23 protein-coding genes and 3 pseudogenes are annotated in these 26,293 nt (G+C 70.9%); 13 read left to right on the plus strand and 13 right to left on the minus strand.

What is annotated here, in order from left to right; genetic code table 11:
* Entirely contained in the window at window positions 1–2,124 is a 2,124-nt protein-coding gene (locus tag ACZ58V_RS30405; RefSeq protein WP_471293948.1) for a hypothetical protein, read from the minus strand.
* Between the two features lie 18 nt (window positions 2,125–2,142).
* On the minus strand, window positions 2,143–2,889 hold the full coding sequence (locus ACZ58V_RS30410) for a hypothetical protein (RefSeq protein WP_471293951.1): 747 nt from the start codon (window positions 2,887–2,889) through the stop codon (window positions 2,143–2,145).
* A gap of 327 nt (window positions 2,890–3,216) precedes the next feature.
* On the opposite strand from ACZ58V_RS30410, the gene ACZ58V_RS30415 reads away from it, so the two are divergent.
* Complete coding sequence (locus ACZ58V_RS30415; protein WP_471293953.1) at window positions 3,217–3,741, plus strand: Pycsar system effector family protein; 525 nt, start codon at window positions 3,217–3,219, stop codon at window positions 3,739–3,741.
* 41 nt (window positions 3,742–3,782) lie between these two features.
* Here ACZ58V_RS30415 and ACZ58V_RS30420 read toward each other — a convergent pair whose 3' ends face one another.
* Both ACZ58V_RS30420 and ACZ58V_RS30425 read right to left on the minus strand, forming a co-directional pair.
* Window positions 3,783–4,481 carry a Crp/Fnr family transcriptional regulator gene (locus ACZ58V_RS30420; protein WP_468194483.1) on the minus strand — a complete coding sequence of 233 codons (699 nt, stop codon included), beginning with the start codon at window positions 4,479–4,481 and terminating at the stop codon, window positions 3,783–3,785.
* A gap of 157 nt (window positions 4,482–4,638) precedes the next feature.
* Window positions 4,639–5,574 (minus strand): aminoglycoside phosphotransferase family protein, encoded by a 936-nt coding sequence (locus ACZ58V_RS30425; protein ID WP_471293956.1) that lies wholly within the window; start codon window positions 5,572–5,574, stop codon window positions 4,639–4,641.
* 247 nt (window positions 5,575–5,821) lie between these two features.
* Here ACZ58V_RS30425 and ACZ58V_RS30430 point away from each other — a divergent pair, with 247 nt between their 5' ends.
* On the plus strand, window positions 5,822–7,048 hold the full coding sequence (locus ACZ58V_RS30430) for a M20 metallopeptidase family protein (protein WP_471294295.1): 1,227 nt from the start codon (window positions 5,822–5,824) through the stop codon (window positions 7,046–7,048).
* A 28-nt stretch (window positions 7,049–7,076) separates the two neighbouring features.
* Window positions 7,077–7,565: a hypothetical protein gene (locus ACZ58V_RS30435; protein WP_423570460.1), complete on the plus strand. Its 489-nt coding sequence runs from the start codon at window positions 7,077–7,079 to the stop codon at window positions 7,563–7,565.
* 27 nt (window positions 7,566–7,592) lie between these two features.
* Here ACZ58V_RS30435 and ACZ58V_RS30440 read toward each other — a convergent pair whose 3' ends face one another.
* Window positions 7,593–8,207 (minus strand): LysE family translocator, encoded by a 615-nt coding sequence (locus tag ACZ58V_RS30440; RefSeq protein WP_471293958.1) that lies wholly within the window; start codon window positions 8,205–8,207, stop codon window positions 7,593–7,595.
* A gap of 52 nt (window positions 8,208–8,259) precedes the next feature.
* Window positions 8,260–9,972, minus strand: coding sequence for a CocE/NonD family hydrolase (locus tag ACZ58V_RS30445; protein WP_471293961.1), 1,713 nt, complete (start codon window positions 9,970–9,972; stop codon window positions 8,260–8,262).
* A 54-nt stretch (window positions 9,973–10,026) separates the two neighbouring features.
* On the opposite strand from ACZ58V_RS30445, the gene ACZ58V_RS30450 reads away from it, so the two are divergent.
* The 3 genes from ACZ58V_RS30450 to ACZ58V_RS30460 all read left to right on the plus strand — a co-directional run bounded on the left by ACZ58V_RS30450 (window position 10,027) and on the right by ACZ58V_RS30460 (window position 12,177).
* Window positions 10,027–10,809 (plus strand): TetR/AcrR family transcriptional regulator, encoded by a 783-nt coding sequence (locus ACZ58V_RS30450; RefSeq protein ID WP_471293964.1) that lies wholly within the window; start codon window positions 10,027–10,029, stop codon window positions 10,807–10,809.
* 182 nt (window positions 10,810–10,991) lie between these two features.
* The gene (locus tag ACZ58V_RS30455) at window positions 10,992–11,585 is read left to right on the plus strand and encodes a hypothetical protein (protein WP_468194496.1); all 594 of its coding nucleotides are present in this window, start codon (window positions 10,992–10,994) and stop codon (window positions 11,583–11,585) included.
* Window positions 11,586–11,847: 262 nt separating this feature from the next.
* Window positions 11,848–12,177, plus strand: coding sequence for an amphi-Trp domain-containing protein (locus ACZ58V_RS30460; protein WP_471293966.1), 330 nt, complete (start codon window positions 11,848–11,850; stop codon window positions 12,175–12,177).
* A 161-nt stretch (window positions 12,178–12,338) separates the two neighbouring features.
* On the opposite strand, the pseudogene ACZ58V_RS30465 reads toward ACZ58V_RS30460, so the two are convergent.
* Window positions 12,339–12,527: pseudogene (locus tag ACZ58V_RS30465) on the minus strand (WCX domain-containing protein); the annotation flags it as partial.
* Window positions 12,528–12,548: 21 nt separating this feature from the next.
* Between ACZ58V_RS30465 and ACZ58V_RS30470 the strand changes: the two are divergent.
* From ACZ58V_RS30470 to ACZ58V_RS30480, 3 genes are all read left to right on the plus strand, one after another.
* Window positions 12,549–12,878, plus strand: coding sequence for a putative adhesin (locus ACZ58V_RS30470; RefSeq protein WP_471294298.1), 330 nt, complete (start codon window positions 12,549–12,551; stop codon window positions 12,876–12,878).
* Between the two features lie 205 nt (window positions 12,879–13,083).
* The gene (locus tag ACZ58V_RS30475) at window positions 13,084–13,494 is read left to right on the plus strand and encodes a DUF7144 family membrane protein (protein ID WP_468194501.1); all 411 of its coding nucleotides are present in this window, start codon (window positions 13,084–13,086) and stop codon (window positions 13,492–13,494) included.
* A 181-nt stretch (window positions 13,495–13,675) separates the two neighbouring features.
* Entirely contained in the window at window positions 13,676–15,094 is a 1,419-nt protein-coding gene (locus ACZ58V_RS30480) for a DUF2252 domain-containing protein (protein ID WP_471293968.1), read from the plus strand.
* Between the two features lie 77 nt (window positions 15,095–15,171).
* On the opposite strand, the pseudogene ACZ58V_RS30485 reads toward ACZ58V_RS30480, so the two are convergent.
* From ACZ58V_RS30485 to ACZ58V_RS30500, 4 genes and pseudogenes are all read right to left on the minus strand, one after another.
* Window positions 15,172–16,257 (minus strand): annotated as a pseudogene (locus ACZ58V_RS30485) (pentapeptide repeat-containing protein); the annotation flags it as partial.
* A 60-nt stretch (window positions 16,258–16,317) separates the two neighbouring features.
* Entirely contained in the window at window positions 16,318–17,019 is a 702-nt protein-coding gene (locus tag ACZ58V_RS30490) for a PaaI family thioesterase (protein ID WP_471293971.1), read from the minus strand.
* Between the two features lie 46 nt (window positions 17,020–17,065).
* A complete protein-coding gene (locus ACZ58V_RS30495; protein WP_471293973.1) occupies window positions 17,066–18,076 on the minus strand; it encodes a zinc-dependent alcohol dehydrogenase in 1,011 nt (336 codons plus the stop codon).
* The gene (locus tag ACZ58V_RS30500) at window positions 18,069–18,500 is read right to left on the minus strand and encodes a tautomerase family protein (protein ID WP_468194511.1); all 432 of its coding nucleotides are present in this window, start codon (window positions 18,498–18,500) and stop codon (window positions 18,069–18,071) included. Before ACZ58V_RS30500 ends, ACZ58V_RS30495 begins: the two co-directional genes overlap by 8 nt.
* Window positions 18,501–18,592: 92 nt before the next feature.
* On the opposite strand from ACZ58V_RS30500, the gene ACZ58V_RS30505 reads away from it, so the two are divergent.
* Complete coding sequence (locus ACZ58V_RS30505) at window positions 18,593–19,177, plus strand: TetR/AcrR family transcriptional regulator (protein WP_471293977.1); 585 nt, start codon at window positions 18,593–18,595, stop codon at window positions 19,175–19,177.
* A 50-nt stretch (window positions 19,178–19,227) separates the two neighbouring features.
* Here the strand turns inward: ACZ58V_RS30505 and ACZ58V_RS30510 are convergent, their stop codons facing one another.
* Complete coding sequence (locus ACZ58V_RS30510; protein ID WP_468194516.1) at window positions 19,228–19,704, minus strand: tautomerase family protein; 477 nt, start codon at window positions 19,702–19,704, stop codon at window positions 19,228–19,230.
* A 529-nt stretch (window positions 19,705–20,233) separates the two neighbouring features.
* On the opposite strand from ACZ58V_RS30510, the gene ACZ58V_RS30515 reads away from it, so the two are divergent.
* The gene (locus ACZ58V_RS30515; RefSeq protein WP_471293980.1) at window positions 20,234–21,862 is read left to right on the plus strand and encodes a PucR family transcriptional regulator; all 1,629 of its coding nucleotides are present in this window, start codon (window positions 20,234–20,236) and stop codon (window positions 21,860–21,862) included.
* A gap of 350 nt (window positions 21,863–22,212) precedes the next feature.
* The gene (locus ACZ58V_RS30520; protein WP_471293983.1) at window positions 22,213–23,676 is read left to right on the plus strand and encodes an amino acid permease; all 1,464 of its coding nucleotides are present in this window, start codon (window positions 22,213–22,215) and stop codon (window positions 23,674–23,676) included.
* Window positions 23,677–24,798: 1,122 nt separating this feature from the next.
* Here ACZ58V_RS30520 and ACZ58V_RS30525 read toward each other — a convergent pair.
* Complete coding sequence (locus ACZ58V_RS30525) at window positions 24,799–25,704, minus strand: MerR family transcriptional regulator (RefSeq protein WP_471293985.1); 906 nt, start codon at window positions 25,702–25,704, stop codon at window positions 24,799–24,801.
* Between the two features lie 110 nt (window positions 25,705–25,814).
* On the opposite strand from ACZ58V_RS30525, the pseudogene ACZ58V_RS30530 reads away from it, so the two are divergent.
* Window positions 25,815–26,213 (plus strand): annotated as a pseudogene (locus tag ACZ58V_RS30530) (tyrosine-type recombinase/integrase); the annotation flags it as partial.
* Between the last annotated feature and the right edge of the window lie 80 nt (window positions 26,214–26,293).

Consider the following 26,293-nt stretch of genomic DNA (forward strand, 5'->3'; position numbering starts at 1 on the left):
TCAGTCCTCCGTGCTCAGTACGGCGGTAAGGAAGATCTCGACGAGGGCGCCGCCGGGAAGCGTGGCCGCCTCGTCGGCGCGGGCGGCGATCTGCCGCAGGGCCGCGGCCAGCGGCGGGCCCTCGTCCGCGGTCAGGGCGTCGCCCAGGGACCGGCCGAAGCGTTCGGCCACCCGCTCGGGCCGTTCTGACACCGCCGGCAGCTCGCGCAGGGTGGTGTTCAGGGCCGCCAGGGCCCGGCCCCGGCGCGGCAGGTTGTCCAGGACACCCGCCCACAGCTCGCCGATGGTGGCGGTCTGCCGGTCGTCCCGCTCCATCAGCGACGCGCACACCAGCCGCCCGGTCCGCGCGTCACGGGCCCGCAGGACGATCAGCGTGGCGTCCAGGATGTTCTCCTTGGGCTGCCCGGTCAGCGTCTCGCGCTGGGCCCGCAGCCGGTACGCGAGCGGCCGGAACACCGCGCCCGTGTCCTGCCCGCACTCCGCGAGGACGGCGACCAGACCGGCCAGCGCGAACGCCGCGTCCACGGACCGGACGCCCCCGCGGACCATCCGGAGCAGGTTGGTGACCGCGTCCGTGGGGAAGCGCACGCCGAGCGCCCCGCTGAACGCCGCCGCCGCGGTCGACCGCAGCACCGGGTCGTAGGAGCGGGCCCAGCCCCGGGCCACGCCCAGCGCGGTCGAGGCGAGGCTCTCGTCCAGGCACATGCACTGCAGCACCAGCACGGCCGTCGACTGCCCGGCGGGACCGGCCGCACCGCCCGCCCACGGGTGCAGGTAGTTGTCGGCGACCTCGTCGAAGGCGGGCCGGGTGAGCAGCGCGAGCCCCTGCGCGACGGACAGCTGGAGCCCGAGCCCCGGCTGGGCGGCGACGAGTTCGGTGAGCCAGTCCCGTACGCCGTTCCAGTACGGCGTGGAGCGCTTGGTCCACAGCTCCTCCAGCGCCCACTGCCGGTACTGGGGGTGGGGGAAGACCAGGGCGGTACGGGTGAGCGCGCCGTTCTTCCGCTGCTCCACGGCGACCAGGTCGTTGCGGGACAGCGACAGCCGGCGGTCGACGGCACGCCGGGCCGCCGCGGCCTGCTCCTCCTCGGTGACGGGTTCCGGGAACGCCGGGGCCACCCAGCCCTCCAGCCGCTCCTGGCAGGTCTCGAAGTCGCGGTAGCCGGCGCCGTTGACGAAGGCCAGTGTGGTGACCTCGGCCCACTCCTGCGGCGTACGGTCCCGGTCGAACCAGTCGCGCACGGGCTGCGCCGCGCTGCTGCCGTAGTCCTGCCAGACCTCGTCGGGCGCCGCGCCGCACGCGATCCGCTCGGCGGCCACCGCGACCTCAGCGATCCGGCACCCGCCGGGCATCAGCGACACGGCCCGCTCCACGGCGTCCTGCGCGCACCCGGCCCGCACCAGCCGCAAGCGCAGTACGGCGGTGAGGTCCGGGAGCTGCCAGGGCACGTGCCGTACGGACTCGACGACACCGCTCTCGACCGGGCGCACGGTGGTGACGACCAGGTGGGCGTCGTGCTCGCGGACGGTGTCGCGCACCCGCCGCCAGTCGAAGTCCGCCGTCTGGGAGCTGTCCTCGCTCATCCGGTCGAGCAGGACGTAGCCGACGCCCTTCTCGAAGGCGACCTTGCCGCTCGCGAGGTCGTCCAGGCTGCGGCCGGGGGAGAGCACGACGTACTCCGACTCCTCCGCGAGGGCGTCGACGAGCGCCACCGCCCCGGACCGCTTGCCCGTCCCCGGCGGCGCGACCAGGACCACGACCCCGTCCTGTTCGAGGGCGAGCACGGCCTGCTCGAAGCAGGCGGGCTTGACGTAGGGCGCCAGGATCGCGTCCGCCTCGCCCGCGTCGAGACGGCCCACGGCGCGGCGCCGGGCGTTGTCGGAGCCGGCGGTGCCGATGCCGAACTGGGCGCCGGAGGCGTCGAGTTCTCCGTAGAAGTACTGGTTGACGTTGTTGTGGTGGACCTGCTCCGAAGAGGTGGCAGGGGTGGTGGGGGCCGCCGTCTCCTCGGGCATGTCGGGCTGGTTCTGATTCTGGGTCTGGGGCTGCGGATCGTCCGCGTGGTGCGCCTCTGGTGCGTCCTGGGCGCGCTGCTCGCTGTGTTCCTCGTGTTCCTCGTTCATCCTCGGCCGTCACTCAGGTCACTTGGAGATCCCGAAGACGGCACCCTGGGCATGGACGGTTCCGGTTATGACCTGAACTACCGTGTCACCAGGAGCAGTTGGGGCGCTCAAGGGGCGCGTGTCGACAGTCGCCGCGCCCCCCGTGCCCCCTTCTGCGCCGGGTTCGGTCTCCCCGAGGTCCAGGGCCGTCACGTCGTACCCCGGGACCCGGATCCACGCCCGCCCCGCGTACTCCTTCTCCGCGACGCGCACCTCGCGGAACTCCCGCGGCTGGATCGTCGTGTACGCCTCGCCGATCACGTCGTTGAAGACGGTCGCGGAGACCGCGAGCGCCAGCTGCGCGGCCGGCGCCGCGGCGAGGGCCGCCTTCAGCACGCGGCTGTCCAGCATCCGGCCGATCTCGACCGGGGCGCGGCCCTCGAAGCCGTTGGCCGCGGGCGAGGCGGTGCCGAAGTGCACGGCGGCCCGCAGGCGCAGCCGGGCCTCGTCGCGCCGGTTGCGGTTGAAGGTGCGCAGACCGGCCTCCAGATGGCGCATGAACGGGTCCACGAGGTCCGGCTCCGACGCCCCCTTCGGCAGGACCGCGAACACCGAGTCCCCGCCGACCTGAGTCGTCCACTGCTCCCAGTCGAGCCCGGCCTCGCCGGCCGCCTCCCGGAGCAGCCGCCGGATCGCCTCCTGCCACTCGCGCTGCGTCACCACGTCGACGCCGCCGTATCCCTTCGCGTCGACCGCCAGCAGCAGTCTGCGACCGAACGTTCCCATGCCTGAACTCCCCGCTCACTGAAGTGGAGCCGCACCCCGCGATCGGATCCGGGGGCGCACTCCGGCGGACACCGGCGTCCGCTCCCCTCGCGCGGACGCCGGTAGGCCAGTCCTACACGCGCCGTCCGCCGCGAACCCCGTCGAAATACGGGATGCGGAAAGGTGCGGAAACATACAGCGGTGGCCGCACGTTACGGACGGGTTCGGGAAGTTGGTGCGGACGGTGGCCGATCGACGTCCCCAATCCCGCAGAAATCCCGGGTTCCGTGACCGGTTCCGGGGCGTACTGGAGGCATGGAACAGACCGTCGGCCCCAGAAGGAGCAGCATGCCGTCGTCCACCGGTACCCGCCCCGACAGCCGTCCCGCGCAGTTCATGTTCACCGCCTTGCAGACCACCCACCAGCACGCCGACACCAAGGCCGGGATCCTCGCCGCCGCCCAGGCCGCCCTCGTCGGCACGGCCGGCTACTGGTCCCCTCCGGCCCTGCGCTCCGCGTCCGCGGGCGGCCCGGCGGGCATACTCGCGGCCACCCTGCTCGCCCTGTTCCTCTGCGCGATGTTCGGCGGCGCGGGCTTCCTGGCCGCCACCCTGCGCCCCCGGGTGCTGCGCCCCGCCGGCGCCAACCGCTACAGCTTCGTCCACCTCGCCTCGGGCCCCGACATCCTGCCCGCCCGCGACGGTGGCGACGACGACCCGGACCGGGAGCGCAAGGAGCTGTCCCAGACGATCCGGTTCCTGTCCCAGGTGGCGGTGCGCAAGTACCGGTGCGTGACGGCGGCGGTGGGGTGTACGGCGGTGATGGGGGTGAGCGCGGGCCTGCTGGTCGTCCTGCGGCCGGTGCTGAACTGACGTGCGCGGCCCGGCGGGTCTGTCTTCGGAGCGAGGTCCGGTCAGTCTTCGGGAGCGAGGTCCCCGATCTCCCTGAGCCGTTCCAGGTCGCGGATGACGGTGGATCCGTACCCCGTCTCCAGCAGCCCGTCCCGGCGCAGCTCCGCCAGCCCCTTGTGGACGGTGGTCTCGGCGGCGCCGGTGAGCGCGGCCAGCTCGGGCTGGGTCAGCCGGCAGCCGAGCACCATGCCGCCCTGGCCGGGACGGCCGTAGGAGGTGGCGAGTTCCACGAGGAGCCGGGCCAGCCGTACCTTCGCCGGGTAGCCCTTGAAGTCGAGACGCCTGCGGTTGGCCCAGCGCAGCCGTTGGGCGATGATCCCGGTGAGCGCCAGATGCACCTCCGGACGCCGGACCAACAGGGCGTGCAGCGGCCCCGGTTGCACCAGCCGCGCGGTGAGCGGACCGCACGCCGTCACGGTGGCAGAGCGCGGCGCACCGTCGAACGCGGCCATCTCACCGACACTGTCCCCGCCGACCCGAACCGCGAGCAGGGACTCCTCGCCGTTCTCCACCCGTGCCGTCACCTTGGCGAAGCCGGACAGCAGCACCAGCACATGCCGGTCCCGGGCGCCCTCGCTCAGCAGCACCTTCCCGGCCTCGAACCGCGCCGGCACGCCCAGTTCGAGCAACTCACCGCGCGCTTCCGGCGGCACCGCCCCCAGCAGACTGCGCGCGGGCCACTCCGCGGAGCTGTACGGCATGGCAGGCTCCCCCCCCCGGCCGGTCGGTCACTCGACTTGAATCCTGCCCGTTGTCGATGCCGGTAGGTGGCGTACTCGTGGGTATTCCCGATGTGGTCCCGGGGGCCGGGGGTCCCGGGGTCCGGGGGGCCTGGGGGCCTGGGGCGGCCGTGGCCGCTCAGGCCGAGCGATCGTGATCGGCCAGCACGTCGTCGATGACACGACGATGGACGGCGGCCTGCCCGGCATCGGTGTCCACATCGGCATCGATATCCGTGTCGATGTTCTGCGCCAGGCAGATCAGAGCCTTCCACAGGGCCCACCCGCGGGCCCGGGCCCAGGCCGGATCGTCCTGGCCCACGGCACGGCGGAACGCCTCGCGGCTGTCGCCGGAGAACATCGTCCAGGCGATCACCAGGTCGCAGGCCGGGTCGCCGACGCCGGAGGTGCCGAAGTCGATGACGGCGGTCAACCGGCCGTCCTTGACCAGCAGGTTGTTGGCGGCGATGTCTCCGTGGAACCAGACCGGCGAGCCCTCCCAGGTCGCCCGCACCGCCGTGTCCCACACCTCGGCCGCCCGATCGGTGTCGATCCGCCCGGCGAGGGCTGACAGGGCCCTGCGGGTCTCGCCGTCGTAGTGGGCCGGCGGCGCTCCCCGGTAGAAGCTGTGCGCTCCGGCGGCTGGTCCGCCCGTGGCGTCGACGCCCTGCAGCGCGCGCACGAACCCGGCCACCGACTCCGCGAAGCGCGGCATGTCGTCGATGCGTTCGGGGCGGGCCAGGTCACCGTCCAGCCAGCCGCGGATCGACCAGTCGAAGGGATAGCCCTCCCCGGGCTCTCCCCGGGCCACGATCGGCGGAACGGGGACGGGCAGCGACGGCGCGAGCACCGGAAGCCAGCGGTCTTCCTTGGCGATCGCGGGGACGTACGCCTCATCGGTGGGCAGCCGCACGGTCATCGTCCCGCCGAGCCGGTAGGTCCGGTTGTCCCAGCCGTCGACCTCGACCGGCACCACGCTCAGCCGGCTCCACCGCGGGAACTGCGAGGCGATCAACCGCCTCACCAAGGCGGCGTCGATCCCGGCCCGGCCGTCGGCGTGGGGAGAGGTGGTCATGCCGGAATGGTGCCGAACGCCCCCGGGGCCGGGCAACGGAATTCCCGGCGCACGAAGGGAGGGGGCGGGGGTCTTCCCCACCCGCGAGCGGTGGCTCACCGGATGGGCGACGGCCTGCGCTTGCGGTGATCGTGTACGGACGCGTCTCCCGCTCGCCGGGCGACCACTCGACGATCACCCAGGGGGAACGGGAACAGTGAAGCGTCCTACGAAGAACGCACTCGCGCGACGCACGCTGCTGGCCGGCATGGCGGCGGCAGCCGGCGCGGGAACGGTGTGGGGTACCGCGGGGACGGCCGCCGCCGGTGGGCGGATGGGGCCGGGGGGACAAGGACCGGTGGACGCCGAGGTGGCGCGTCTGGAGGACGGGTTGATCCGGCTCAGGCGGGACATCCACCGGCACCCCGAGCTGCCGGGGGAGGAGCGTCGTACCGCCGGTGTGGTCGCCCGGGAGCTGCGGGCGGCCGGGCTGGCCGTCACCACCAAAGTGGGCGGTCACGGTGTGGTCGGCGTCCTGCGCGGCGGGCGTCCCGGCCGGACGGTCGCGTACCGGGCGGACATGGACGCGGTACCGCCCAAGGACATCGTCGGGGGCGGCCGGGACACGGCCCACCTCTGCGGGCACGACGTCCACACCACCGTCGCCCTCGGCGTCGCGAAGGTCCTGGCACGGCTGCGGCAGCACCTGGGCGGCACGGTGGTGTTCCTCTTCCAGCCCGCCGAGGAGAGCCTTTCCGGAGCCCGCGCCCTGATCGAGGCGGGCGTGCTGGAGCGCACCGGCGTCGAGGAGATCCACGCGCTGCACTGCGGGCCCTTCCCCGTCGGTCGGTTCGCCGTGACCCCGGGCTACGGGATGCCGGGCCAGGACAAGGCGGAGGTTACCCTCCAGGGCCCGGACGCACCCGGCGCCGCGCGGCGACTGGCCGCAGAGATCGGCGCGCTCGCCACGGTGACGCCCCCTCAGACACCCGCGGACATCGAGCGGATGATCACCGACGCCCAGACCCCCGACGGCCCGCTGGCCCGCTTCGTGGCCGTCCGGGCCTCGGCACAGGAGGCCAAGGTGAGTGTGTCCTACCGCTGTTGGCCGGAGGAGCGGTACACGGAGGTACGCGAGGACATCCACCGACTGGCCGAGCCCTACCCGGGGACCGAAGTCCGGTTCCCCGCCGAGCCGTTCCCCGCCCTGCGCTGCCCGGAACCGGACGGCCGCGCCCTGGCCCACCACCTGCGCCGCCGGCTGGGCCGTGACTCCGTCACCACCCTCCATGCCGCGTTCCCGCCCTTCAGCGGCGAGGACTACGCCCTCTACCTGGACCGCGTCCCCGGCACCTACACCTTCCTCGGCGTCCGCACCCCGGGCACCCCCGTCACCACCAGCTACCCACACTTCCCCGACTTCGCCCCGGACGAGCGGGCCATCGGCATCGGGGTGCGGGCGATGGCGGGGTGGCTGGCGGAACGGGCCCGTTGAGACGTTCACGGGTGGCTACGGTCGCTCCATGCAGTGGCTCACCCTGATCAGCACCATAGTCGGCGCGGCGATCGCCACCGGCTCCGCGATGCTCCTGGACCGGCAACGGTGGAGGCGCGAGCGGGCGGATCGAGCGTCGCAAGCCCGGCGCACCCTGTACGGGGAGTACCTGGCCCGCCTGTCAGAGGCCCGTCACGCCTGCGGCAACGTGGCCCGGGACCCGGACATGGAAATCCCGACGCGCCGCACCACCGCCCGCGAGGCGTTCGGGCCGTGCATCGGACTCAGGTACCAGATGACCATCAGCGCGCCCAGCCGCGTCGTGGACGCCTCGGAGGACGCCTTCCGCCGGCTGCGCGACCTCCGTGACCGGGTGATGGAGGGAGTGCCGGCCACCGAGCCGGCGTATCTGGAGGGACGCCGAAGCTACGACGACGCCCTGGCTCTGCTCCGGGCGCGCATGCGGGAGGACTTGCGCGTCAGCGACGACGGCACGGCGCTCTCCGATGGCCGCTGACACCGGTGGAGCCGACCGACCCGACCCTCAGGGCTGCGTCCCCGCGACCTTGACGCCGAAGCCGATCAGGACGACTCCGGTCACCCGGTCCATGGCCCGGCGCACGGCGGGCCGTTCGAAGAAGGCGCGGGCCCTGGACAGCAGCGCGACATAGCCACTGAGCCACAGGACGGTGAGCCCCGCGTGCAGCAGAACCAGAAGTGCCATACCGGCGTGGGGAGACACACCGGTGGGCGCGAGTGTCGGCAGCAGGCCGGTGTAGAAGACGGCGATCTTGGGGTTGAAGACGTTGCTGACCAGCCCCGTCCGCCAAGGGTTCCCGGCCGGCGCCGCTCCCCCTTGTTCAGGCGTCCGCTTCTTCCGACTGCCCAGCAGCGACTGGACCCCGAGGGCGACGAGATACGCGGCCCCGACCAGCTTGACGACGGTGTAGGCCGTGGCGGACGCCGCCAGGACGGCCGCCAGTCCGACCACGGTGAGTACACCCCACACCAGCAGTCCGGCCGTGATGCCGCCGACCGTCCGCAGCCCGTCCCACCAGCCGCAGGCCACCGCCCGCTTGGTCACGACCGCCATGTCCGGCCCGGGAACCATCGTCAGGACGGCAAGCACGCCGACCGCCGCGAGGAGCTGTACGAACATGTCTGCCATCCTCGCACTCACATGCGAGCGGCCTGTCCGTGTGCCCGGGTGTTCACACAGCCCCCGACCCGTCGGGGAGCAACAGCACGGAGCCGTCGTGCAGCGTGACGCGTGTCGCCGTGAAGTCGACGGCCTCCACCGCCGACTTGCCGGTCCCGGGATTGCGGGCGTACCGCGGATGCGCACCCCCGCTGATCTGCCAGCGAATCCGGTGCCCGGCCGGGAAGCGGTAGGCGGTGGAGCTCATCCGCACGGTGACCTCCGAGGGCCCTTCCCCCGCCGTCTCCACCTGGGCCAGCCCGTCGCAGACGTTGATGGAGCGCCCTTGCGCGTCCACGTCACACAGGCGGCTGAAGACATCGGCGTACCCGGTGTCCGTGGAGACCCTCAGCCGCGCGGAGACGGGACCGAGGACGTCCACGGGCTCGGCCAGCGGGGGGCTGGTGAACGTCAGGACGTCCTCCCGCTCCTCCAGAGCACTGTTGTCGCGGGCACCGGCCGTCCGGGACAGCAGGGGACCGCCGATGGACGGCGTCGGGTCGGCCGGGTCGTGGCGAAGGGACGCCAGGGGCGCGGACTCCGCACCGTCGGTGGGAGCCGTAAGAGCTCGCCGGTCCAGGTGCCCGTCCGCCGCGGCGACCCATGAGGTGGTGACGGGGGAGGAGAGGGACGGCCAGTCGTCGAGGTCCCGCCATACGTCCTCGCCGCCGACGTGCGCACGCACCCGCGTGGGACGCAGCCCGGAAGGATCGCCGCACAGGTGCGCGCGCAGCCACGCGAGGCTCTCGGCGAAGACCTCGGGCCAGCCCTGCTGCATGGCGGAGGTATGCGTCCAGGGGCCGACCAGCAGGGCGGTGTCGCATCCCGCCGCACGCAGCCGGGCGTACTGCTCGAAGGTCTGGTCGGCCAGGGCGTCGTGCCACCCGGAGACCAGACTCGTGGGGACGCTCAGCCCCTCGGCCGCCCGCGCCAGGGACGCGCCGTCCCAGTACGGGTCCCCGGCGTCCGGGTGCGTCATCACGTCGTCCAGCCACGGCACGTCCCCGAGGGCAGAGGCATGCGCCCCGCGCAGCGGCCGCGCGGTCACGATGTCGCGCATACGGCGCTGCAGCCGCAGCGTCGCCTTGGCGACCGGCAGGATCCCCTGGTGCTGGTACGTCATGCCCAGCCCCACGAGCAGGGCGTTCTCCAGCCGCAGGGCGCCGTCCGCGTAGAACAGGGCGTACGGGTCGTGCAGCCCGACCTGCACCACCATCGCCTTCAGCTCCGGCGGCGGGTCCAGGGCGAGCGCCCACTGCACGTACCCCAGGTAGCTGGGGCCGATGGTCCCCAGCGTCCCGTTGAACCAGGGCTGTTCGCGCAGCCAGGCCACCGTGGCCTGGCCGTCGGCGGCCTCGTTGTGCCACAGATCGAACACACCGCCCGAGCCGCCGGTGCCGCGGCAGCTCTGCAGGATCACATGGAAGCCCTGCTCGGCGAAGAGCATGCCGTACTGCGGGGACCAGGGCAGACCCCTGCCGTACGGCGAGCGCACCAGCAGGGTGGGGAGATCGCCGTCCGTGTCCGTACGGGGGAAGTAGTGGTCCGTGACCAACGGACTGCCATCGGCGGCCGGCACCTCCAGCCCCGGCTCCCACCCGACGTCGTACCGCTTCTCCGGAAGCCCGCGCCAGATCGCCCGCATCATCCGAGAGGACAGCGGCGGCTTCCGTGCGGACGGCGTCCAGGCCGGTTTCGCCGCGGGATCGTGGGTGCGTGAAGCCATGGTCGGTCCCCTCCTCGATTTTCCGTACGTTGTACGAGAATAGAGGATGCTTGGATGACGACGACAGCGGCCCTCAGTGACAGGAGTACGAAGACCGTGACGCGTGAGGACGGGTCCGGAACCCCGGGACGCGACCCGCACCAGCTGTGGCTGAACCACCAGCAGCCCCAGGCCCAGGCCCAGCCCCGCGCCCGCAGGGGCCGCAGGCCTGCCTTCAGCCGGGAAGCGATCACGACGGCCGCGGTGGCCCTGGCGGACGCGGAGGGCCTCGAAGCGGTCACCATGCGGCGCGTCGCCGCGCAGGTCGGCGCCGGAGTCATGTCGCTCTACAGCTACGCCCCCGACAAGGACACCCTGCTGGAGCTCATGGTCGACCACGTCAGCGGCGAACTGACCCCATCGGCCGCTCTCACCGGCGACTGGCGCGCCGACCTGAAGACCATCGCCCACCTCCAGCGCGCCAACATGCTGCGCCACCCCTGGCTGCCCACCGCCCTGTCCACCCGCCGCAGCCTCGGCCCCAACACCCTGGCCTTCCTGGAACACGCCCTCACCGCCCTGCGCCCCACGGGCCTGGACGGCGCGGCCAAATTGGAGGTCTTCGCCCAGCTCACGGCCTTCGTCGCCGGACACGTCACCCACGAACTCACCCAGGCGGCAGCCGCCGGCTCCCCCGACCGCGCCGCGGCCGAGGCCCGCTACCTCGCGACCGTCGCCGCGGACGGCCACCACCCGGAACTCGCCGAGGCCCTCTCGGCCCCCGCCCGCCCCCTGACCCCCGAGGCCACCTTCACCCGCTTCCTCAACCGCCTGATCGACGGCCTCGGCACGGACTGAACCCGAAGGGATCGGCCTCAGAGCGGATCCGGCACCCCGCCACCATCCTCTGGGCGCATGCCCCGTCCCCCGCACGGCGGGGCCGAGTCGGACCCACGGGCCGATCCTCGGCGGCCCCCGCGACTGCGACGCTCGTGACGGAACCCGGCCGGCCACCAGCCCACCCGAACCGAGGACCGCGCATGCAGCCGCTCCCGAACGCCGAGAACCCGACAGCGCCCCGCCCCGGGCGACTCCGCACCGCATGGCAGGCGGCCCACCAGCCCACGGCCGGAGTCCCTCGCCCCATACAACTACTCGCCTACGCCGTACCGTTGACCGTCCTGCCCTCCGGCATCTGGCGCCTGCCCGCCGTACTGGACGACGGGATCGGACCCGGCGAGCAGGCGTACATCGTCTTCCTGTCCCTCCTCTCCGAAGCCCTCGCGTTCACGGCGATCGGGCTGATCGCCCCCTGGGGCGAGGTGTTCCCGCGCTGGATACCGCTCCTCCGGGGCCGTCAGGTACCGGCCAAGGCAACGGTCATCGCGTCAGCCACCGGCGCCACGATCCTCACGCTCGGTACCGCCCTGACCCTCGTCACCCAGATCCTGGGCACCACGATCCGCGGCGACGCCCTGCCCGCCAACTCCCCCGGTGAGACCGGCGGCTGGGAGACGGCCTGGTTCTACGCCTGCTACGCGCCCCTGATCCTCTGGGGCCCGCTGCTGGCCGTACTGACCGTCGCGTACGGGAAGCGCCGCCGAGTGGGCCCCCGATCAGCAGGCGCACGATGAAGGCATGACCGACCGCTACGACTTCTGGCGGGGGTCAGGACCGCCCGGTACGGGGCGGAGCGCGCGATGCGTGAGCTTCTCCGACTGCACGTCGTACGTGTTCGAGCCGCAGGCGTACGACGTCTCGGGAGACATGGCCTACACGGCCGGCGCCCAGGTCACAGCGCGTTCCGGCGCTTCGCCCGGCCTTGAGGATGTCCCATCCCGCACATGGCACCAGAATGGACGTTGTCCAGCCTTTTGTGCCGGATCGGAGACACGCATGACAGATCTCAAGTTTGAGCAGAAGCGCTCGCTGTCACGCCTGGAGGCGGCCGACCAGCTCACGGCACTCGCAGCCGCCCTGAGGAAAGGTGGCGATGCCGACCTGGAACTCGGCCCCGGAACGCTGAGCCTGCGCATCCCCGACGACCTCCGCAGCGAGATGGAGGTCGAGATCGACAACGGGGAGATCGAGCTGGAAATCGAACTCACATGGCCGACCACAACCCCGAAGCGGAAGAAGCCGCCCACCGAGGCCGCTCGGACCACCAAGCGCGCGAGCACGAGCAAGACCAAGAACACGACGCGGTCGGCTACGAAGAAGCCCTGAGCCGCGCCGAGCCGCGCCGGAGGACCCGGGCCCGACCACCACGCCGCCCGCAGTGAGGCCCGAGGCTGAGTCTCCTGTCGCCGCGCCAGGTGTTCAGCTCTTCCCCGAGTCTCCGTAGCGGGTGGCCATCGCGGTGGCGCAGGGGGGGAGCGCAACGACTGGCGCAGGGAGGAGCGCAACGACTGCGGGGCCAGGGCTTCCGCGTCCGTGCCGAGCTGCCACAGCGCCCATTCGGCGTGACGTGCGTCCTGGAAGGTCACCTTCAGCCGCAGCCAGCCGTCCGCGTCGGGTTCTTCCGCCCGGACGGCCAGCGCGGTGTCCAGCAGCTCCGCACGCCGCGCAGGGTTCAGCACACGGCGCAACGAGCCAGGATCGATGACCCGGCGGGAAACCGCCACGCACATCAGACACCAGGACGGGGCGACGGCGGCACGGTCCTCGGCGGTCACGGTGCCCACGATCAGACCGGAGGCGCCGGGACGATCACCGTCCCCGAAGAAACGACGGTGCACTTCCACACCCCGCACGGCCACGGTCTCACCGATGAGGACGGCGGGCGGATCGAGCGAGGCGAACTGGGGCCCGGGACAGGTCCGGGGCCCGGCAGAACCGTGACGGTCGAGGAGGCGACTCGGCTGTCGGCCCTCCTCGAACCAGGCATGGGGGAGGTCCACTTCGCCGCTTGTCGCGACGTGCGGTGACCCATTCCCCAGACGCCGTGCAACATGCCGCGCCCACCCCGCTCCGCGAGCGGGACTGCGCCGGCTGCCGGACGGAGACAGCTGAGACGCGGCTCGGAGACCTCGGCGCCTCACCGGCCCGAAATGGCCCCGTTCGCCCGAACGGCGCAGCATGGACGAGCAGGGCCGCGAGCCTGCGGCCCCCGGGATGAATCGAGGGATGGCCATGGCGACGACTGCTACTCCCCATCGATCGGGATCGTCCAGTGCGGCCGCGGGCGGTCTGGTGACCTTCGCCGCGGTGATGCTCTTCATCGGCGGTGTCCTCGGCATCTTCCGGGGCATCATGGGGATCGCGGATGACGACGTCTTCGTCACCACCCCGAACTACGTCTTCAAGTTCGACCTGACCAGCTGGGGCTGGATCCACCTGATCCTCGGAGCCGTGGCCGTCCTGGTGAGCATGGGACTGTTCTCGGCCGCCGTGTGGGCGAGGGTCATCGGGGTGGGGATCGCAGGGCTGCTGCTCATCGTCAGCTTCCTGTCCATCCCGTACTACCCGGTGTGGTCGATCACCCTGATCGCGCTGTACGCCTTCGTCATCTGGGCGCTGTGCGTGGTCAAGCGTGACACGTAGGTGAGTACGGCTCGCGCGACGATCGGGCCCAGGTAGCTGGGGGAACCGTACGAGGATAGCCTGAGGCAAATGGGTGAATATGCCCATTCATCGACGTCATGCTGGACGACCCACGACCTCTGTGGCCGCCGAGCCGCCGACGCGCTGCGCGTCGGCCACCAGATGAGGGAGCGTGTCCGCGATGACCGAGAACCACCATTCCGGTGACGAGACACGGCACCTCACCCCGCAGGAGCGGGTCGCCCGCGGCAAGGCCGCACGCGTGGACGTACCCCGCTCCAGCCACGGCGAGTTCAAGCCCCCGCCCAAGCGCACGGACCCGGTGGAGATCATCGGGCACCAGTCGGCGAGGCGGGTGCCGGAACTCGTACCGATCCGCTACGGCAGGATGAGCGAGGCGCCGTTCCGCTTCTACCGCGGGGCCGCCGCCATCATGGCCGCGGACCTCGCGGAGACGCCCCGCACCGGTATCAGGGTGCAGTGCTGCGGCGACGCGCACATGCTGAACTTCCGGCTGCTGGCGTCCCCGGAGCGGCGGCTGATGTTCGACATCAACGACTTCGACGAGACGCTGCCCGGTCCGTGGGAGTGGGACGTCAAGCGGTTGTCCGCCAGCTTCGTCATCGCGGGCCGGGCGAACGGCTTCAGCGCCAAGGAGCGGGCGACGGTGGTGCGCGCGGCAGTGGGGGCCTACCGCGAACGCATGCGGAGCTTCGCCGGAATGGGCAATCTCGACGTGTGGTACACCCGTTACGAGGCCGACGAGCTGGAGGGGCAGCTCGGCCGGACGCTCACCTCCGGGCAACGCGGTCGCTGGGAGCACGCCCAGGAGCGGGCCCGTGCGCATGACACGGTGCAGGTCTTCGACAAGCTGACGCACGTCGTCGACGGGCGGCGGCAGATCGCACCCGATCCACCACTGCTGACACGGCTCCAGGACCTGCTGCCGGACGCCGAACGCGGCGCGCTGGAGACGGAGATCACCCGCCTGATAGAGCACTACGGCCAGACCCTGCAGACGGACCGCCGGTTCCTGCTGCGGGGCTACCGCGTCGCCGACATGGCCCGCAAGGTGGTCGGTGTGGGCAGTGTGGGGACCCGCTGCTGGATCGTCCTCCTGCTCGGCAGGGACGACGAGGATCCCCTGTTCCTCCAGGCCAAGGAGGCCGACGAGTCGGTGCTGGCGCCCTACATCGGCGGCAGCGACTTCCGCAACCAGGGCGAGCGCGTCGTCGCCGGCCAGCGGCTCATGCAGGCCACCAGTGACATCTTCCTGGGCTGGGAACGCGTCCAGGGCATCGACGGCAGGCGACGGGACTTCTACGTACGCCAGTTGCGGGACTGGAAGGGCATCGTCGTCGCCGAGGACATGTCGCCCAGGAGGATGGCCCTCTTCGGCGGCCTCTGCGGTGCCACCCTGGCCCGCGCCCACGCCCGTTCCGGCGACCGCATCGCGATCGCCGCCTACCTGGGCGGCGGCGACGCCTTCGACCGCGCGCTGGTCACGTTCGCCGAGCTGTACGCGGACCAGAACGAGAAGGACCACCAGGCCCTGGTCGACGCCATCAGGACCGGACGGGTCCCGGCCGAGGCGGCCTGAAGGCCCAGGGTCCGGCCCCCGGGAACCTCGGTCGGCCCGGGAAAGCCTCCAGGCGCTCCGCGTGCGCCCTCGAGGATCGCGCCCGACAGGTTCGCGCCCGACATCCTCGCCCCGGTCAAGTCCGCGTTGCTCAGGTCCGCGTTGCTCAGGTCCGCGCCGCGCAGGTCGGCGTCGGTCAGGTCCGCGTCGGTCAAGTCCGCGTCGATCAGGATCACGCCGCGCAGGTCCGCGGTGCGCAGGTCCGCGCCGATCAGGTGCGCGCGGGTCAAGGTGGCGCTCGACTCGGCCTCACGGGTCTCGTTGGTTTCCTCGGCCCTGCTCAGGTGCGCGCCGCGAAGGCTCGCTCCGCCGAGATCCGCGCCGGTCATGTCGGCCGCGCCCAAGCGCGCGTCGGACAGATCGGCCTCCCCGAGAAACGCGTGCCGCAGGTCCGCGTTCAGCAGCTTCACGCCGGACATGTTCGCGTTGTCGAGGGACGCTCCTGAGAGGTCGAAATTCTCGAGGCCCGCGTCTCGGAGATCCGCGCCGGTGAAGTTCGCGAAGCGGAAGTTGCCGCGTCTGGGCATGCCGCCTTCCGTGAGCCCCACTTCGCGCTCCAGACCGCGCAGATCCACACTGCTCAGATCAACTCGGTACAGCGGCTTCCCGTCTTCGGTCGCCTCCCGGCCGGCGGACCGGTTGCCCAGCACGGAAACCACAGCCGCTACGTCGGCAGGGGGTCTGTACTCCTCTGCCGGCTTGAAGCCACTGACCGGAACGGCAGCGTGCCGGCGTACGAACGCGGACAACACCGAGACGACCGTGCGCTGATCTCGAGAGGAGTCCTGCATGATGCGTTGCAGGGCGTAGATACCCCCTAGGCGCACATCCAGCGATTCCGATCCCAGGTTGGTGATCGCGGCGTTGAACCGGTTGGTGATCTGCCCCTGCTCGGCGATCTGCAGATCCTTGTTGGTCTGCCCGACCGACATCCACGTGAACAGCAGGGCCACGAGCGCGGCCAGTCCCGGCAGCATGGACGCCACGAGTGCCAGCCACGTCAGTCGGCTGATACCACTGTCGCCGCCCGGCCCGATGGAGTGGCTCCGGTGCCGTCGACGATCCCTGGCGGCCCGTCGACGTGCGATCCGGCGGAGGCGTGCGGCGGCAGACGGCTCGGTCATCCACTCATGACATACCAGGAAACAGTGCCCTTTTCTCCGCCACGCTGTCGCGGTACCCGATCAGGACGGTTCGGCTCGCAGCCCCGGGAACAGGGTGCGAGCGCGGTGAGGTTCGGGAGCGATGAAGACCCCGTCGGAAGTGACGAGGTTCGCGTCAGGGTCTGTCTGGGCGGCTATCGATCCGCTCACGAAGATCTTGCGGTCGTCCGTGCCGGTGACGCGGGCGAGGATCCGCAGGGGCGTTTCCAGTGGGACCGGGCGGTGGTAGCGCATCTGGAGAGAGACCGTCAGGCCGGGCATCCCGGCTGCCGCGCAGGCGCGCCCCATGAGTTCGTCCAGGAGCATGGCGCTCATGCCGCCGTGGCCGTAGCCGGGCGGGCCTTCGTGGGCGATGCCGAGCGTGCAGTGGCCCACCAGGCCGTCATCGGTGGGCGTCACCTGCACGGGCGGGGCCAGCGGGCTCCCGGCCCCGGTGACAGGGCTGTACATCCGCGCTCCCGCGGGGAACTCGTCCACCTCGGGGATCTCCCCTCGCGACCGCCGTCGCCCAGCCAACTGGCCGGTGACCTGGCGTACCCCGTCCGCCACGCGGTGCAGGGCGTCCGGGGAGGCGGTGGTGCGGACGGTGGCTTCCACCAGGGCGCGCAGTTCGTGGCCGAGGCGGGCGATGGCCGCCTTATGGTGTTCCAGTTCCTCGGCTGTCGCTCGCGTGGGTTCGGTGGCAGTGCCGGTGGGTGGTGTGTCGGTGGGGGAAGTGTGCATCGGGTATCTCGGTGTGGTGGGCTGGTGGGGTGCGGGCCGGGTGCGGTCACTCATCGGCCCGGACGAAGACCGGCTTGAGGAGCTTCTCCGGCAGCGCGTCCGGCAGGTCCTCCCAGTCGATGACGTGGGAGACCACCTTCTGCGGGGCGACCGTGCCGGAGGCGGCGAGTGCGAGGGCGTCGGGGATGTGCGCGCGCACGCTGTCGCGGGCGATACGCAGGGTGACACCGGTGAGGTACATGTCGAGCAGGGGCAGCTCGCCGGGCCGGAAGTGGTTGCCCGCGCTCTCGCAGATCCCTTCCGGCGTCAGGCACTTGAGGGCGAGGGCGAGCTGCTCGACGCGGCCGGTGGCCTCCACGGCGATGTCGAAGCTCTGCGGGACCGGCTCCAGGGTCTCGGCGGTGGCGGCGCCGAAAGTACGGGCCAGAGTGCGGTGTTCGGGGTCGGGGTCGACGTAGAGCACCTCGGAGGCACCGAGCGCGCGGGCGATGTCGCACACGTACAGGCCGATGCTGCCGCGGGCGACGACCAGGACCCGGGCTCCGGGACGGGCCTTGAGGTGGGGGGCGACCAGGCGCCAGGCCAGGGACCAGTTGTCGCTGGCGGAGGCCATGGCGACCGGGTCGAGGCCGGCCGGGAGCGGGACGAGCATGGCGTCGGCGTAGGGCACGCGGACCAGGTCGGAGAAGAGTCCTCCCCAACTGCCGCCGATCGGCGCGCCGTACATCGCCATGTAGGGGACGGCGGTGCAGTGCGCGGTCAGCCCGGCCCGGCAGCGGTCACAGGTGCCGCAGTTGATGGACCAGGGGACGACGACCAGGTCACCGGGGGCTACGGCGGTGACGGCGTCGCCGGTCTCCACGACCCGGGCGACGCACTCGTGGCCGAGGGCGAAGGGCGGATCGATGAAGCCGTGTCCGGCGAGGATCGAGGAGTCCACATCGCAGGGCGTGGCCGCCACCGGGGCGACGATCGCCTCCCGGTCGGAGTGAAGCGCGGGGTCGGGCGCCTCGCGCCACTCGACGGTGCGCTTGGCGGCATAGGTCAGTTCACGCATCGGTGCTCTGCCCCTTCGCCAGGGCGACGAGGTCGGCGTGGCGGATGACGGAGCCGCCCGCGCCCCAGGTGCCGTCGGGCTGCTCATGCACCAGCACCCACACCCGCAGGGCGTCGTCCGGGGTGAGTCCGGCGGCGGCCAGGACGGTCTGCGTTGCCTCCTCGACCAGGCCGGCCTTGCGGCGCTCGGACAGGGCGCCCTGCGGGACGGTGACCTCCACGAGGAAGCGCGGCGCGTCGTCCTCGGCGGTGGTCTGGGCGCCTTCGGGCAGTTCGACGAGGTAGCTCCACGCCTGGGCGCGGAAGAAGGGTGTGTCGGGTGCGCCCTCCCAGCGCAGCAGTACGCCGGCGAGGTCGCGCTGGACGGACCGGCGGCCTTCTTCGGTCAGGGCGGCGGCCGGGGCCGTGAGCTGGATCAGCGGCATGGACGTGCCTTTCTATGACAGTCGTTATAGGTGGCGGTCACGCTAGACTATGACGTCCGTTATAGCCAGTGGGGTCGGAAGGGACCGCGTACGTGACCAAGCACAGCCCGACTGCGCGCGAGCGGATCGTGGCCGGCGCGGCCGACATGATCAGCCGGCGCGGTCTGAACGCGACGAGCATCCGTGAGACGGCCAAGCACGCCAGGGCGCCGCTCGGCTCGACGTACCACTACTTCCCCGAGGGCAAGCAGCAGTTGGCGACCGAGGCCGTCCGCCACACGGGCGAGTGGGTCGCCCGCAGGCTGCGCGGGGAGTTGGAGGCGGGCCCGGTCGCCGGGCTGCGGGCCTTCCTCGACCTGTGGCGCAAGATCGTCGTGGACAGTGACTTCCGGGCGGGCTGCCCGGTCCTCGCCGTCTCCATCGAGGAGCCGCCCGCCGACGAGACGCCCACCGCGCTGGCGGCCGCCGCCGACGTCTTCGAGGAATGGGAGGGCCTGCTGGCGGCCTCGCTGCGCGAGCACGGCGCCGAGCCCGAGCAGGCGGCACAGCTCGCGACGCTGATCGTCGCGGCGGTCGAGGGGACCGTGGCCATGTGCCGCGCCAAGCGCAGCACTCAGCCGCTGGACCACACCGCGGAGCAGTTGCAGGCCCTCGTCCGCGCCGCGATCAAGGGCTGACCGACGGGGACAGGGCTCCACGCGTGCCGGAAGCCCGTCGCCGTCGGACTTCAGGCGCCCAGCGCGGCGCGGACGGCTTTGGCCCTCTCCTCCGTGAACACACCGCTCTCAAGGAGCGGGAGGACGGACAGCACGCCCCCGGACGAGCCCCAGCTGCCCTCGTCGATCACGCGGAAGTTGACCCACCACGTCGGTGACGGCTTCTCCAGTCCGCAGGACTCCGCCAGCGCGGCCAGGACGCGCTCGATGACCTGGCCGCGTACGTCCGGCTGCCAGGCGGCGTCCATGACCGCGATGTCGATCACCATCACATCGAGTTCCTGACCGGCGTCCGAAAGCAGCCGTCCGCCGATGGCCATCATGTCCGGCTCGCGCTCGACGAAGTGCACCTGGAACCCGACGCGGGCGGCCGGGGCGGCCCGTCCCACCTCGGGCACCAGTACCGCGTCCGTCAGTGTCTCGGCCAGCTCACGTCGCTGCTCGAGGCCGAGGCGTCCCTTGGGGGCGTTCACGGTAATGATCGTCACTGCGTCCTCCTATGACGGGCGTTATAGATTTCGAGGTTACACCCGCTTATAACGACTGTCATACTCGGAGTGTGGGCACTCAGTCCGAGATCACGGCGGCGCGGTGGATCCACTCTCTGCCGTGTGCTGCCTGGTGCCGGACTGCGCGCGGGCGAGATGGGCCTGACCCGCGAATGATCACCGTCTTCGACCGGCGCGCTCAGCCGCAGCTGTGAGCGGCTGTCGTCGGCCACCAGCCTCGTCTGCCCTGCCGCCCACTGCTGTCTGTGCAGGTCAGAGGTGCGGGCATCATTCCTGATCCGGCTCGAGACGGCTGCTGCCTGGCCATCCGCGCACGCATCGCTCAGGCGCGGGCGGATGCGGTGAGCGGCCTGACCGAGTCCCACGAACGAACCACGTGTTCCTGATCCAGCTCGAAAGGCATCGTGCCGTCGCACGCGCCGCGGTCCACAAACAGCTCCAGTGCGGTGCTTGTCGCCGGACAGATAGCATCAGGGCTCCGGCGTGGCTCCCAGTGAAGGCGACGATCATGGATCCGGCCGCGGTAACTCCGCTTCCCGCGAGCATCAGCCTGCGCGAGTTGCTCATGGCTCTGGGCGATTCGCTGGTGGAGGTGCAGGCCGCTCCCGCCGGATTGGACGTCGAGATCCGCGGCGTTGCCCTGCTCGATCCCGAGGAGCCGCCGACCACTCAGCCGGGCGAGCTGGTACTCGTCATCGGTGCCCGTGGCCGAGCCGCTTATCCCGCGCTGCGGGCCGCCGGGCGCGACGGAGCCGCCGGCGTCGTGGTCAAAACGGAGGGCCCCGGCCAGGCCGCGGCCCTCAGCGAGACCGCCACCGAGGCCGGGGTCGCCCTGCTCTCGTTGCGCAGCGAAGCACGCTGGGAACAGGTGCATGCGCTGGCCCGCGCCGCCCTCGACGACGCGCCGCCGGGCCACTCCGGCGAAGCCGAGGAGAGCGACCTGTTCTCGCTCGCCCAGACCACCGCCATCCTCACCAGCGGCATCGTCAGCATCGAGGACGCCGCCAACCGGGTGCTGGCGTACTCCCGCTCCACCGACTCCGACGAGATCGATGACCTGCGGCGGCGCTCCATCCTCGGCTGGCAGGGACCGGAGGCGTATCTGGCGAAGCTGCGCGAGTGGGGTGTGTTCCAGCACCTGCACTCCAGCGACGAGGTGATCAGCATCGACAGTCACCCCGAGCTGGGGATCCGCCGTCGGCTCGCGGTGGCCATCCGGTCCGGGGACCGGCAGCTGGGGACCATCTGGGTGCAGGAGGGCTCGACACCGCTGTCCGAACGCTCGGGCCAGGCACTGCTGGGTGCCGCCCGGGTCGCCGTGCTCCATCTGGTGCGCCGCCGCCGGGAGCACTCGGAGAACCTGACGTTCACCCGGACCCTGCTGGCCGGACTTCTGGAGGGGAACACCGGGCCACAGCCGCTCGCCACCCACCTGGGATTCGACGCGACCCGCCCGGCCGCCGTCCTGGGCTTCTCGTACGGAAGCGCGGAGGCCGTCGCCGCACCGGAGCTGACCCACGCCGAAGTCACCAACCTGGTCTCCGTGCACATAGCCGCCCGGCATCGCAGCGCGCTGGTCACGCAGGTCGATCCCCGCATCTACGTGCTCCTGCCCCAGTTGCCGCGCAGCATCGACATAGACACGCTGCGCGGCTGGGGTCAGGAGATCACCGACGCCGTACGCCGGCACCTGGGCCTGCCACTGCGTGGCTCGGTCGGTTGCGTGGTGTCCACGCTCGGCGACGTCACGGAGTCGCGCCGGGAGGCCGACCGCATCCTCGATGCCATGCTGGGAGCCGACGTCCCCACCGCGGTCGCCGCGTTGCCGGACATCCAGGCGGAAGTACTGGTCAGTGAAGTGCTGACGCTGCTTTCCGGCCATCCCGAGATACGGGATCCACGGCTGACCGCCCTTGTCGCCCACGACAGCCGGCACCAGGGCCGCCTGGCGGAGACCCTTCTGACCTACCTGAATTCCTTCGGTGACGTACGGGCGGCCGCCGCCCAGCTGCATGTGCACCCCAACACGCTGCGCTACCGCCTTCGCCGGGCCGAGGAGCTGACCGGTCTCGACCTGAGCCGTCCTGACCAGCGTCTGCTTGCCATGCTCCAGTTGCGGCTGCCGCCCGGCATCTGATCCCGCTCCCCCTCCGCATCGGCGGGCCGTACAGCCATCGGCGATGAATTCGTCCTACTGGACAAGCCTGCTGCCCCACGCCCCCTCATACGCTGGCGCAAATCTCCTCCCGTAAGTGAAACGGGCCGCCTCTCATGAGGAGGCGGAGCGCGGCGCGGACGTGCGGTGACCACCCCATCACCTGCACGGCATCCGGATACCGCGAGCCGCACCCTGAACGCTTTCGGGATCCTCAAGGCCATCGCCTCCCTCGGTGATCTGCGAACCGGTGACCGGTGAGGAAGTGCCCCAGCAACCACGGCAGCCACTCCCCACACGGCTTCCCGACCCCTCGACGGATGGATGTCGACATGACCACACGTCCCCCAGATGCTCCGGCCCCTGACACCGCCCCACCTGCCGACGGCCAGTCGTCCCCGGAGCAGGCAGGCCTGAAGGCCGGTCTCAAGAACCGCCATCTGTCCATGATCGCCATCGGTGGTGTGATCGGCGCAGGCCTCTTCGTGGGCTCCGCCTCCGGTATCGCCGCCGCAGGGCCCGGCATCCTGCTGTCGTACGCGCTGGTCGCGGCCCTGGTCGTGTTCGTGATGCGGATGCTCGGCGAGATGGCCGCGGCCTACCCGACCTCCGGCTCCTTCTCCGCTTACGCGGACCGGGCGCTGGGCCGCTGGGCCGGGTTCTCGATCGGCTGGCTGTACTGGTTCTTCTGGGTCGTCGTGCTCGCCGTGGAGGCGACGGCGGGTGCCGTGATCCTGGAAGGGTGGGTGCCGGCCGTGCCGCAGTGGGCCTGGGCGCTGATCGTGATGGTGGTCCTCACCGCCACCAACCTGATCTCGGTCGGTTCCTTCGGCGAGTTCGAGTTCTGGTTCGCCGGCATCAAGGTCGTCGCCATCGCGGGCTTCATCCTCCTGGGCGTCCTGGCGATCTTCGGTGTGCTGCCCGGCACCGACCATGCCGCGACGGGCTTCGGCAACCTCACCGAACACGGCGGCTTCCTGCCGAACGGCTCCGGAGCGATCCTCACCGGCATCCTGCTGGTCGTCTTCTCCTTCATGGGGAGCGAGATCGTCACCCTCGCCGCCGCCGAGTCCCCGGACGCGCGGCGGGCGGTCGCGAAGGCCACCCGGAGCGTGATCTGGCGGGTCGGCGTCTTCTACATCGGCTCGATCCTCGTCGTGGTCGCCCTGCTGCCGTGGAACGACCCCGCGATCGAGAAGAAGGGGTCGTACGTCGCGGCCCTGGACTCGATCGGCATCCCGCACGCCGGCGAGATCATGAACTTCATCGTGCTGACCGCCGTGCTGTCCTGTCTCAACTCCGGCCTCTACACCGCCTCCCGTATGGCCTTCTCCCTCGGGCAGCGCGGCGACGCCCCGCGGTCCTTCGTACGGACGAACGCGCGAGGTGTCCCGCAGCCCGCGATCCTGGCCTCCGTGGCCTTCGGCTTCGTGGCGGTCGCCTTCAACTACCTGTGGCCCGACACGGTGTTCCAGTTCCTGCTGAACTCCTCGGGTGCGGTCGCGCTCTTCGTGTGGCTGGTCATCTGCTTCTCGCAGCTGCGGATGCGGGGGATCATCCTGCGCGAGAACCCGGAGAAGCTCGTCGTCCGGATGTGGCTGTTCCCGTATCTGACGTGGGTGACGATCGCGATGATCTCGTTCGTCCTCGTCTACATGCTCACCGACGACAAGGAGGGCGGCGGACGCAGCCAGGTACTGCTCTCCTTGCTCGTGGCCGCTCTGGTGATCGCGATCGCACTGGTCCGGGAGCGCAGGCGCCCGGAGAACGCCAAGGACGCGGTCGTGCCCCAGTAGCGGCCGCGGACGCCGCGCTTGGCTCTGGCCGAGTTGACGGGGGTGCCCTCTGCTTGTCGGGAGGGTGCCCCGCGTTCTTCTTCAGGGGCGGTTGCGAGTGACCGCCCGCGTCGATGTCAGAAGCAGATGTCAAAGGCCCCGGACCATGATCGGTCCGGGGCCTTTTGCCTGGCGCCTCCGGCAGGATTCGAACCTGCGACACCGCTTTAGAGCCTAATTCAGCGCTGACTTGGGCGAACGGCTGAGCTGCGGCCTCGTTGAGCTGTAGTGCCTTCACCGTGGTTCCCCGCCCGTTCTGGTGCGCTTATGGTGCAGTCGCCGTTACGTGAGTGGGCAGTTGGCGGGCCGACAGGCAGAACGATCTGAGTAGGCTTGATCGCGCACGGTAGTCCTTGACTCCTGACGGGAGGCTGGAGCGACAGTGGCTAACCCCTTTGCACCGCCGCCAGAGAACTCTGGTCAACCGTCATGGTCGCCGGTCGATGAGTACCTCTGGCACTCATGCGACATCCTCGCCGATGTCCTCGAAGGACAAGCGGCCCGCCGGCCCATCGTGGCCACGACCGCGCGACTGCAGCACGGTGATCGTGCACTCGCAGTAGGGCCGGGTCAACGCCTGACCTGGAGGCCCCTCGGTAGCGGGAGATACACGCACACCAACATGGTTGCCTTCGGCAGCCCTGGCTTTGTGGTCGGCTCCTTGGTGGGCTCTGCCATCGGGAACTCCGCCCGACGTCGTCAGGCAGCGCGTGATGCTCAGCCACGGTGGGTGGTGGACGGTACCGGCGAAGTCACCCTCACGCTGCAGAGGCTCCACTTTGCGCATGCTGCCGAACTAGACCTTGACTGGCGGGCGTTGAGCTCCATCGAGCTCGCGGCTCCTGACGTGTTCCAGACGAGCTTCATCGACACTCGCGGTTACCAGACGACGGTTCGAGTGCAGACGCCGTGGGCTTCGCTCGCCTTCGCTCTCGCTGCGATCACCGCGTTCCCTGCCCACCCGCGTTTACTCAACCGCGGTTGGCTTCCTCCGGATTTCGAGCAACGGTGCGCCCGAGTAGGTCGTCCGTGCCGCCCCGCTGCGCATCTCGCGCTGCGGTCAAGCGGCACCTAGGCCGTGTTCTAGGAAGCGGGTGACTCGTGGGCGGCGAGTTCTTCGGCCAATTCCATGCAGCGCAGGCGGGCCGGGGAGAAGTCGTAGGGCATCTTTCCTGTGGCTTCGAATGCGCTCATGGACTCTTGCCCCCTGCCAGAGCTTTGGCCGGCCTCGTCCTCACCCTCATCAGCGGTAGCGGGGTGCAAAGTGTCCCAGGACTCGAAGAGCGCGTCGTCGCTCTCCGCCAGGCCGGAATCCTCGATAACGGCTTGCAGCGCCTTTTCGAAGGCGTGCCGTTCGGCAGCCACCCGGGCCACGCGGGGGTCATCGACAGCGATCGTGTCATCGAGTGCCTCCTCGGCGGCATCAATACGGTCGGAGTCCTCCCGCAGATCTGGGTGAGTGGCCAGGGCGATGAAACGGGTGGCCTGGACGGCCGCACCGAGCGGGCCGAAGATCCGCTCGGTGACAAGCAGGCTGTCCAGGTCCGCCTGGCGCAGGGAGCCCTCGGGCAGGCTCTTGAGGCGGCTGGTGACGAAGTCGGAGAGCAGACCCATCCTGCTGCCCTCGGTACGCATGCGCTGCACGGCAGTCCGTTGCCGCCGCAGTTCTGCTTCCTGGGCGACGAGGGTTTCCTCCAGCCGTTCCAGGATGCTCGCGATGCCGTCGTCGCTGTCGGCACCGGCGGAAGCCGTGTCGGCGAAGGCGTCACGGATGTCGTCCAGGGCGATCCCGGCGTCGGCCATCTTGCGGATCCACAGCAGCCGGATCATGTCTTCGTAGCCGTAGCGGCGGCGGTCGTCGCCGCCCCGCACGGGCTCGGGGAGCAGGCCGATCTCGTGGTAGTGACGGATCGCCCGCGGTGTGGTGCCGACGAAGGCCGCCGCGTCACCGATCTTGACCCGGCGCGGCGGGATGAAGGACGAATACATGAGCAGGGGCCTTCCTCAGTGGGGCGGGACGTGAGTCCACCGGACCACATGCCGCTACGGAAGGTGCAACCCGAGTCACTCCGCCCGGCACCCGTGCCAGGAGAAGCACCCGCCGGGAGCTTCGCTGGCATCTGGAGTCCTACGCCGAGCCGGGGCCGGACGGGCTGCTCTTCGTCGGTGAGAAGGGGGCTCCCTTCTGGCGCAGCACCTTCGGGCGGAAGTGGCGGAAGGCCCGGGAGGTCGTCGGCATGCCGGAGGGCTTCCGGTTCTACGACCTGCGGTACACCGGGCCCACGCTCTCCACTCGGTCGGGCGCCACCCTGAAGGACACCATGGTGCGCGCCGGACACTCGTCCGAGAAGGCCGCGCTGATCTATCAGCACTCCGACGAGGAGCGCCAGGAGGAGGTCGCCGCCGGCCTCGATGCCACCGTCCGGAAAGCCCGGGAAGAGGCTGCCCGGAAGACGGCCGAGACACCTTCTGGCATGAATCTGGCACGCGGCCAGTGATCACAGCGGACAGCAAAGGGCCCAGGTCTCTGACCTGGGCCTTCTTCGTGGAGCGGGTGACGAGAATCGAACTCGCGCTC

The sequence above is a fragment of the Streptomyces sp. NPDC040589 genome, from assembly GCF_055594445.1.

Excerpts from the sequence above, each read along its gene's own strand:
- ACZ58V_RS30425 (WP_471293956.1), bottom strand. The coding sequence starts at position 5,574 with ATGACCACCTCTCCCCACGCCGACGGCCGGGCCGGGATCGACGCCGCC.
- ACZ58V_RS30450 (WP_471293964.1), top strand. The coding sequence starts at position 10,027 with ATGACGACGACAGCGGCCCTCAGTGACAGGAGTACGAAGACCGTGACG.
- ACZ58V_RS30495 (WP_471293973.1), bottom strand. The coding sequence starts at position 18,076 with ATGCGTGAACTGACCTATGCCGCCAAGCGCACCGTCGAGTGGCGCGAG.
- ACZ58V_RS30490 (WP_471293971.1), bottom strand. The coding sequence starts at position 17,019 with ATGCACACTTCCCCCACCGACACACCACCCACCGGCACTGCCACCGAA.
- ACZ58V_RS30430 (WP_471294295.1), top strand. The coding sequence starts at position 5,822 with ATGGCGGCGGCAGCCGGCGCGGGAACGGTGTGGGGTACCGCGGGGACG.
- ACZ58V_RS30440 (WP_471293958.1), bottom strand. The coding sequence starts at position 8,207 with ATGTTCGTACAGCTCCTCGCGGCGGTCGGCGTGCTTGCCGTCCTGACG.
- ACZ58V_RS30475 (WP_468194501.1), top strand. The coding sequence starts at position 13,084 with ATGGCGACGACTGCTACTCCCCATCGATCGGGATCGTCCAGTGCGGCC.
- ACZ58V_RS30515 (WP_471293980.1), top strand. The coding sequence starts at position 20,234 with ATGGATCCGGCCGCGGTAACTCCGCTTCCCGCGAGCATCAGCCTGCGC.
- ACZ58V_RS30410 (WP_471293951.1), bottom strand. The coding sequence starts at position 2,889 with ATGGGAACGTTCGGTCGCAGACTGCTGCTGGCGGTCGACGCGAAGGGA.
- ACZ58V_RS30415 (WP_471293953.1), top strand. The coding sequence starts at position 3,217 with ATGCCGTCGTCCACCGGTACCCGCCCCGACAGCCGTCCCGCGCAGTTC.
- ACZ58V_RS30520 (WP_471293983.1), top strand. The coding sequence starts at position 22,213 with ATGACCACACGTCCCCCAGATGCTCCGGCCCCTGACACCGCCCCACCT.
- ACZ58V_RS30445 (WP_471293961.1), bottom strand. The coding sequence starts at position 9,972 with ATGGCTTCACGCACCCACGATCCCGCGGCGAAACCGGCCTGGACGCCG.
- ACZ58V_RS30435 (WP_423570460.1), top strand. The coding sequence starts at position 7,077 with ATGCAGTGGCTCACCCTGATCAGCACCATAGTCGGCGCGGCGATCGCC.
- ACZ58V_RS30525 (WP_471293985.1), bottom strand. The coding sequence starts at position 25,704 with ATGTATTCGTCCTTCATCCCGCCGCGCCGGGTCAAGATCGGTGACGCG.
- ACZ58V_RS30405 (WP_471293948.1), bottom strand. The coding sequence starts at position 2,124 with ATGAACGAGGAACACGAGGAACACAGCGAGCAGCGCGCCCAGGACGCA.
- ACZ58V_RS30480 (WP_471293968.1), top strand. The coding sequence starts at position 13,676 with ATGACCGAGAACCACCATTCCGGTGACGAGACACGGCACCTCACCCCG.
- ACZ58V_RS30460 (WP_471293966.1), top strand. The coding sequence starts at position 11,848 with ATGACAGATCTCAAGTTTGAGCAGAAGCGCTCGCTGTCACGCCTGGAG.
- ACZ58V_RS30455 (WP_468194496.1), top strand. The coding sequence starts at position 10,992 with ATGCAGCCGCTCCCGAACGCCGAGAACCCGACAGCGCCCCGCCCCGGG.
- ACZ58V_RS30500 (WP_468194511.1), bottom strand. The coding sequence starts at position 18,500 with ATGCCGCTGATCCAGCTCACGGCCCCGGCCGCCGCCCTGACCGAAGAA.
- ACZ58V_RS30420 (WP_468194483.1), bottom strand. The coding sequence starts at position 4,481 with ATGCCGTACAGCTCCGCGGAGTGGCCCGCGCGCAGTCTGCTGGGGGCG.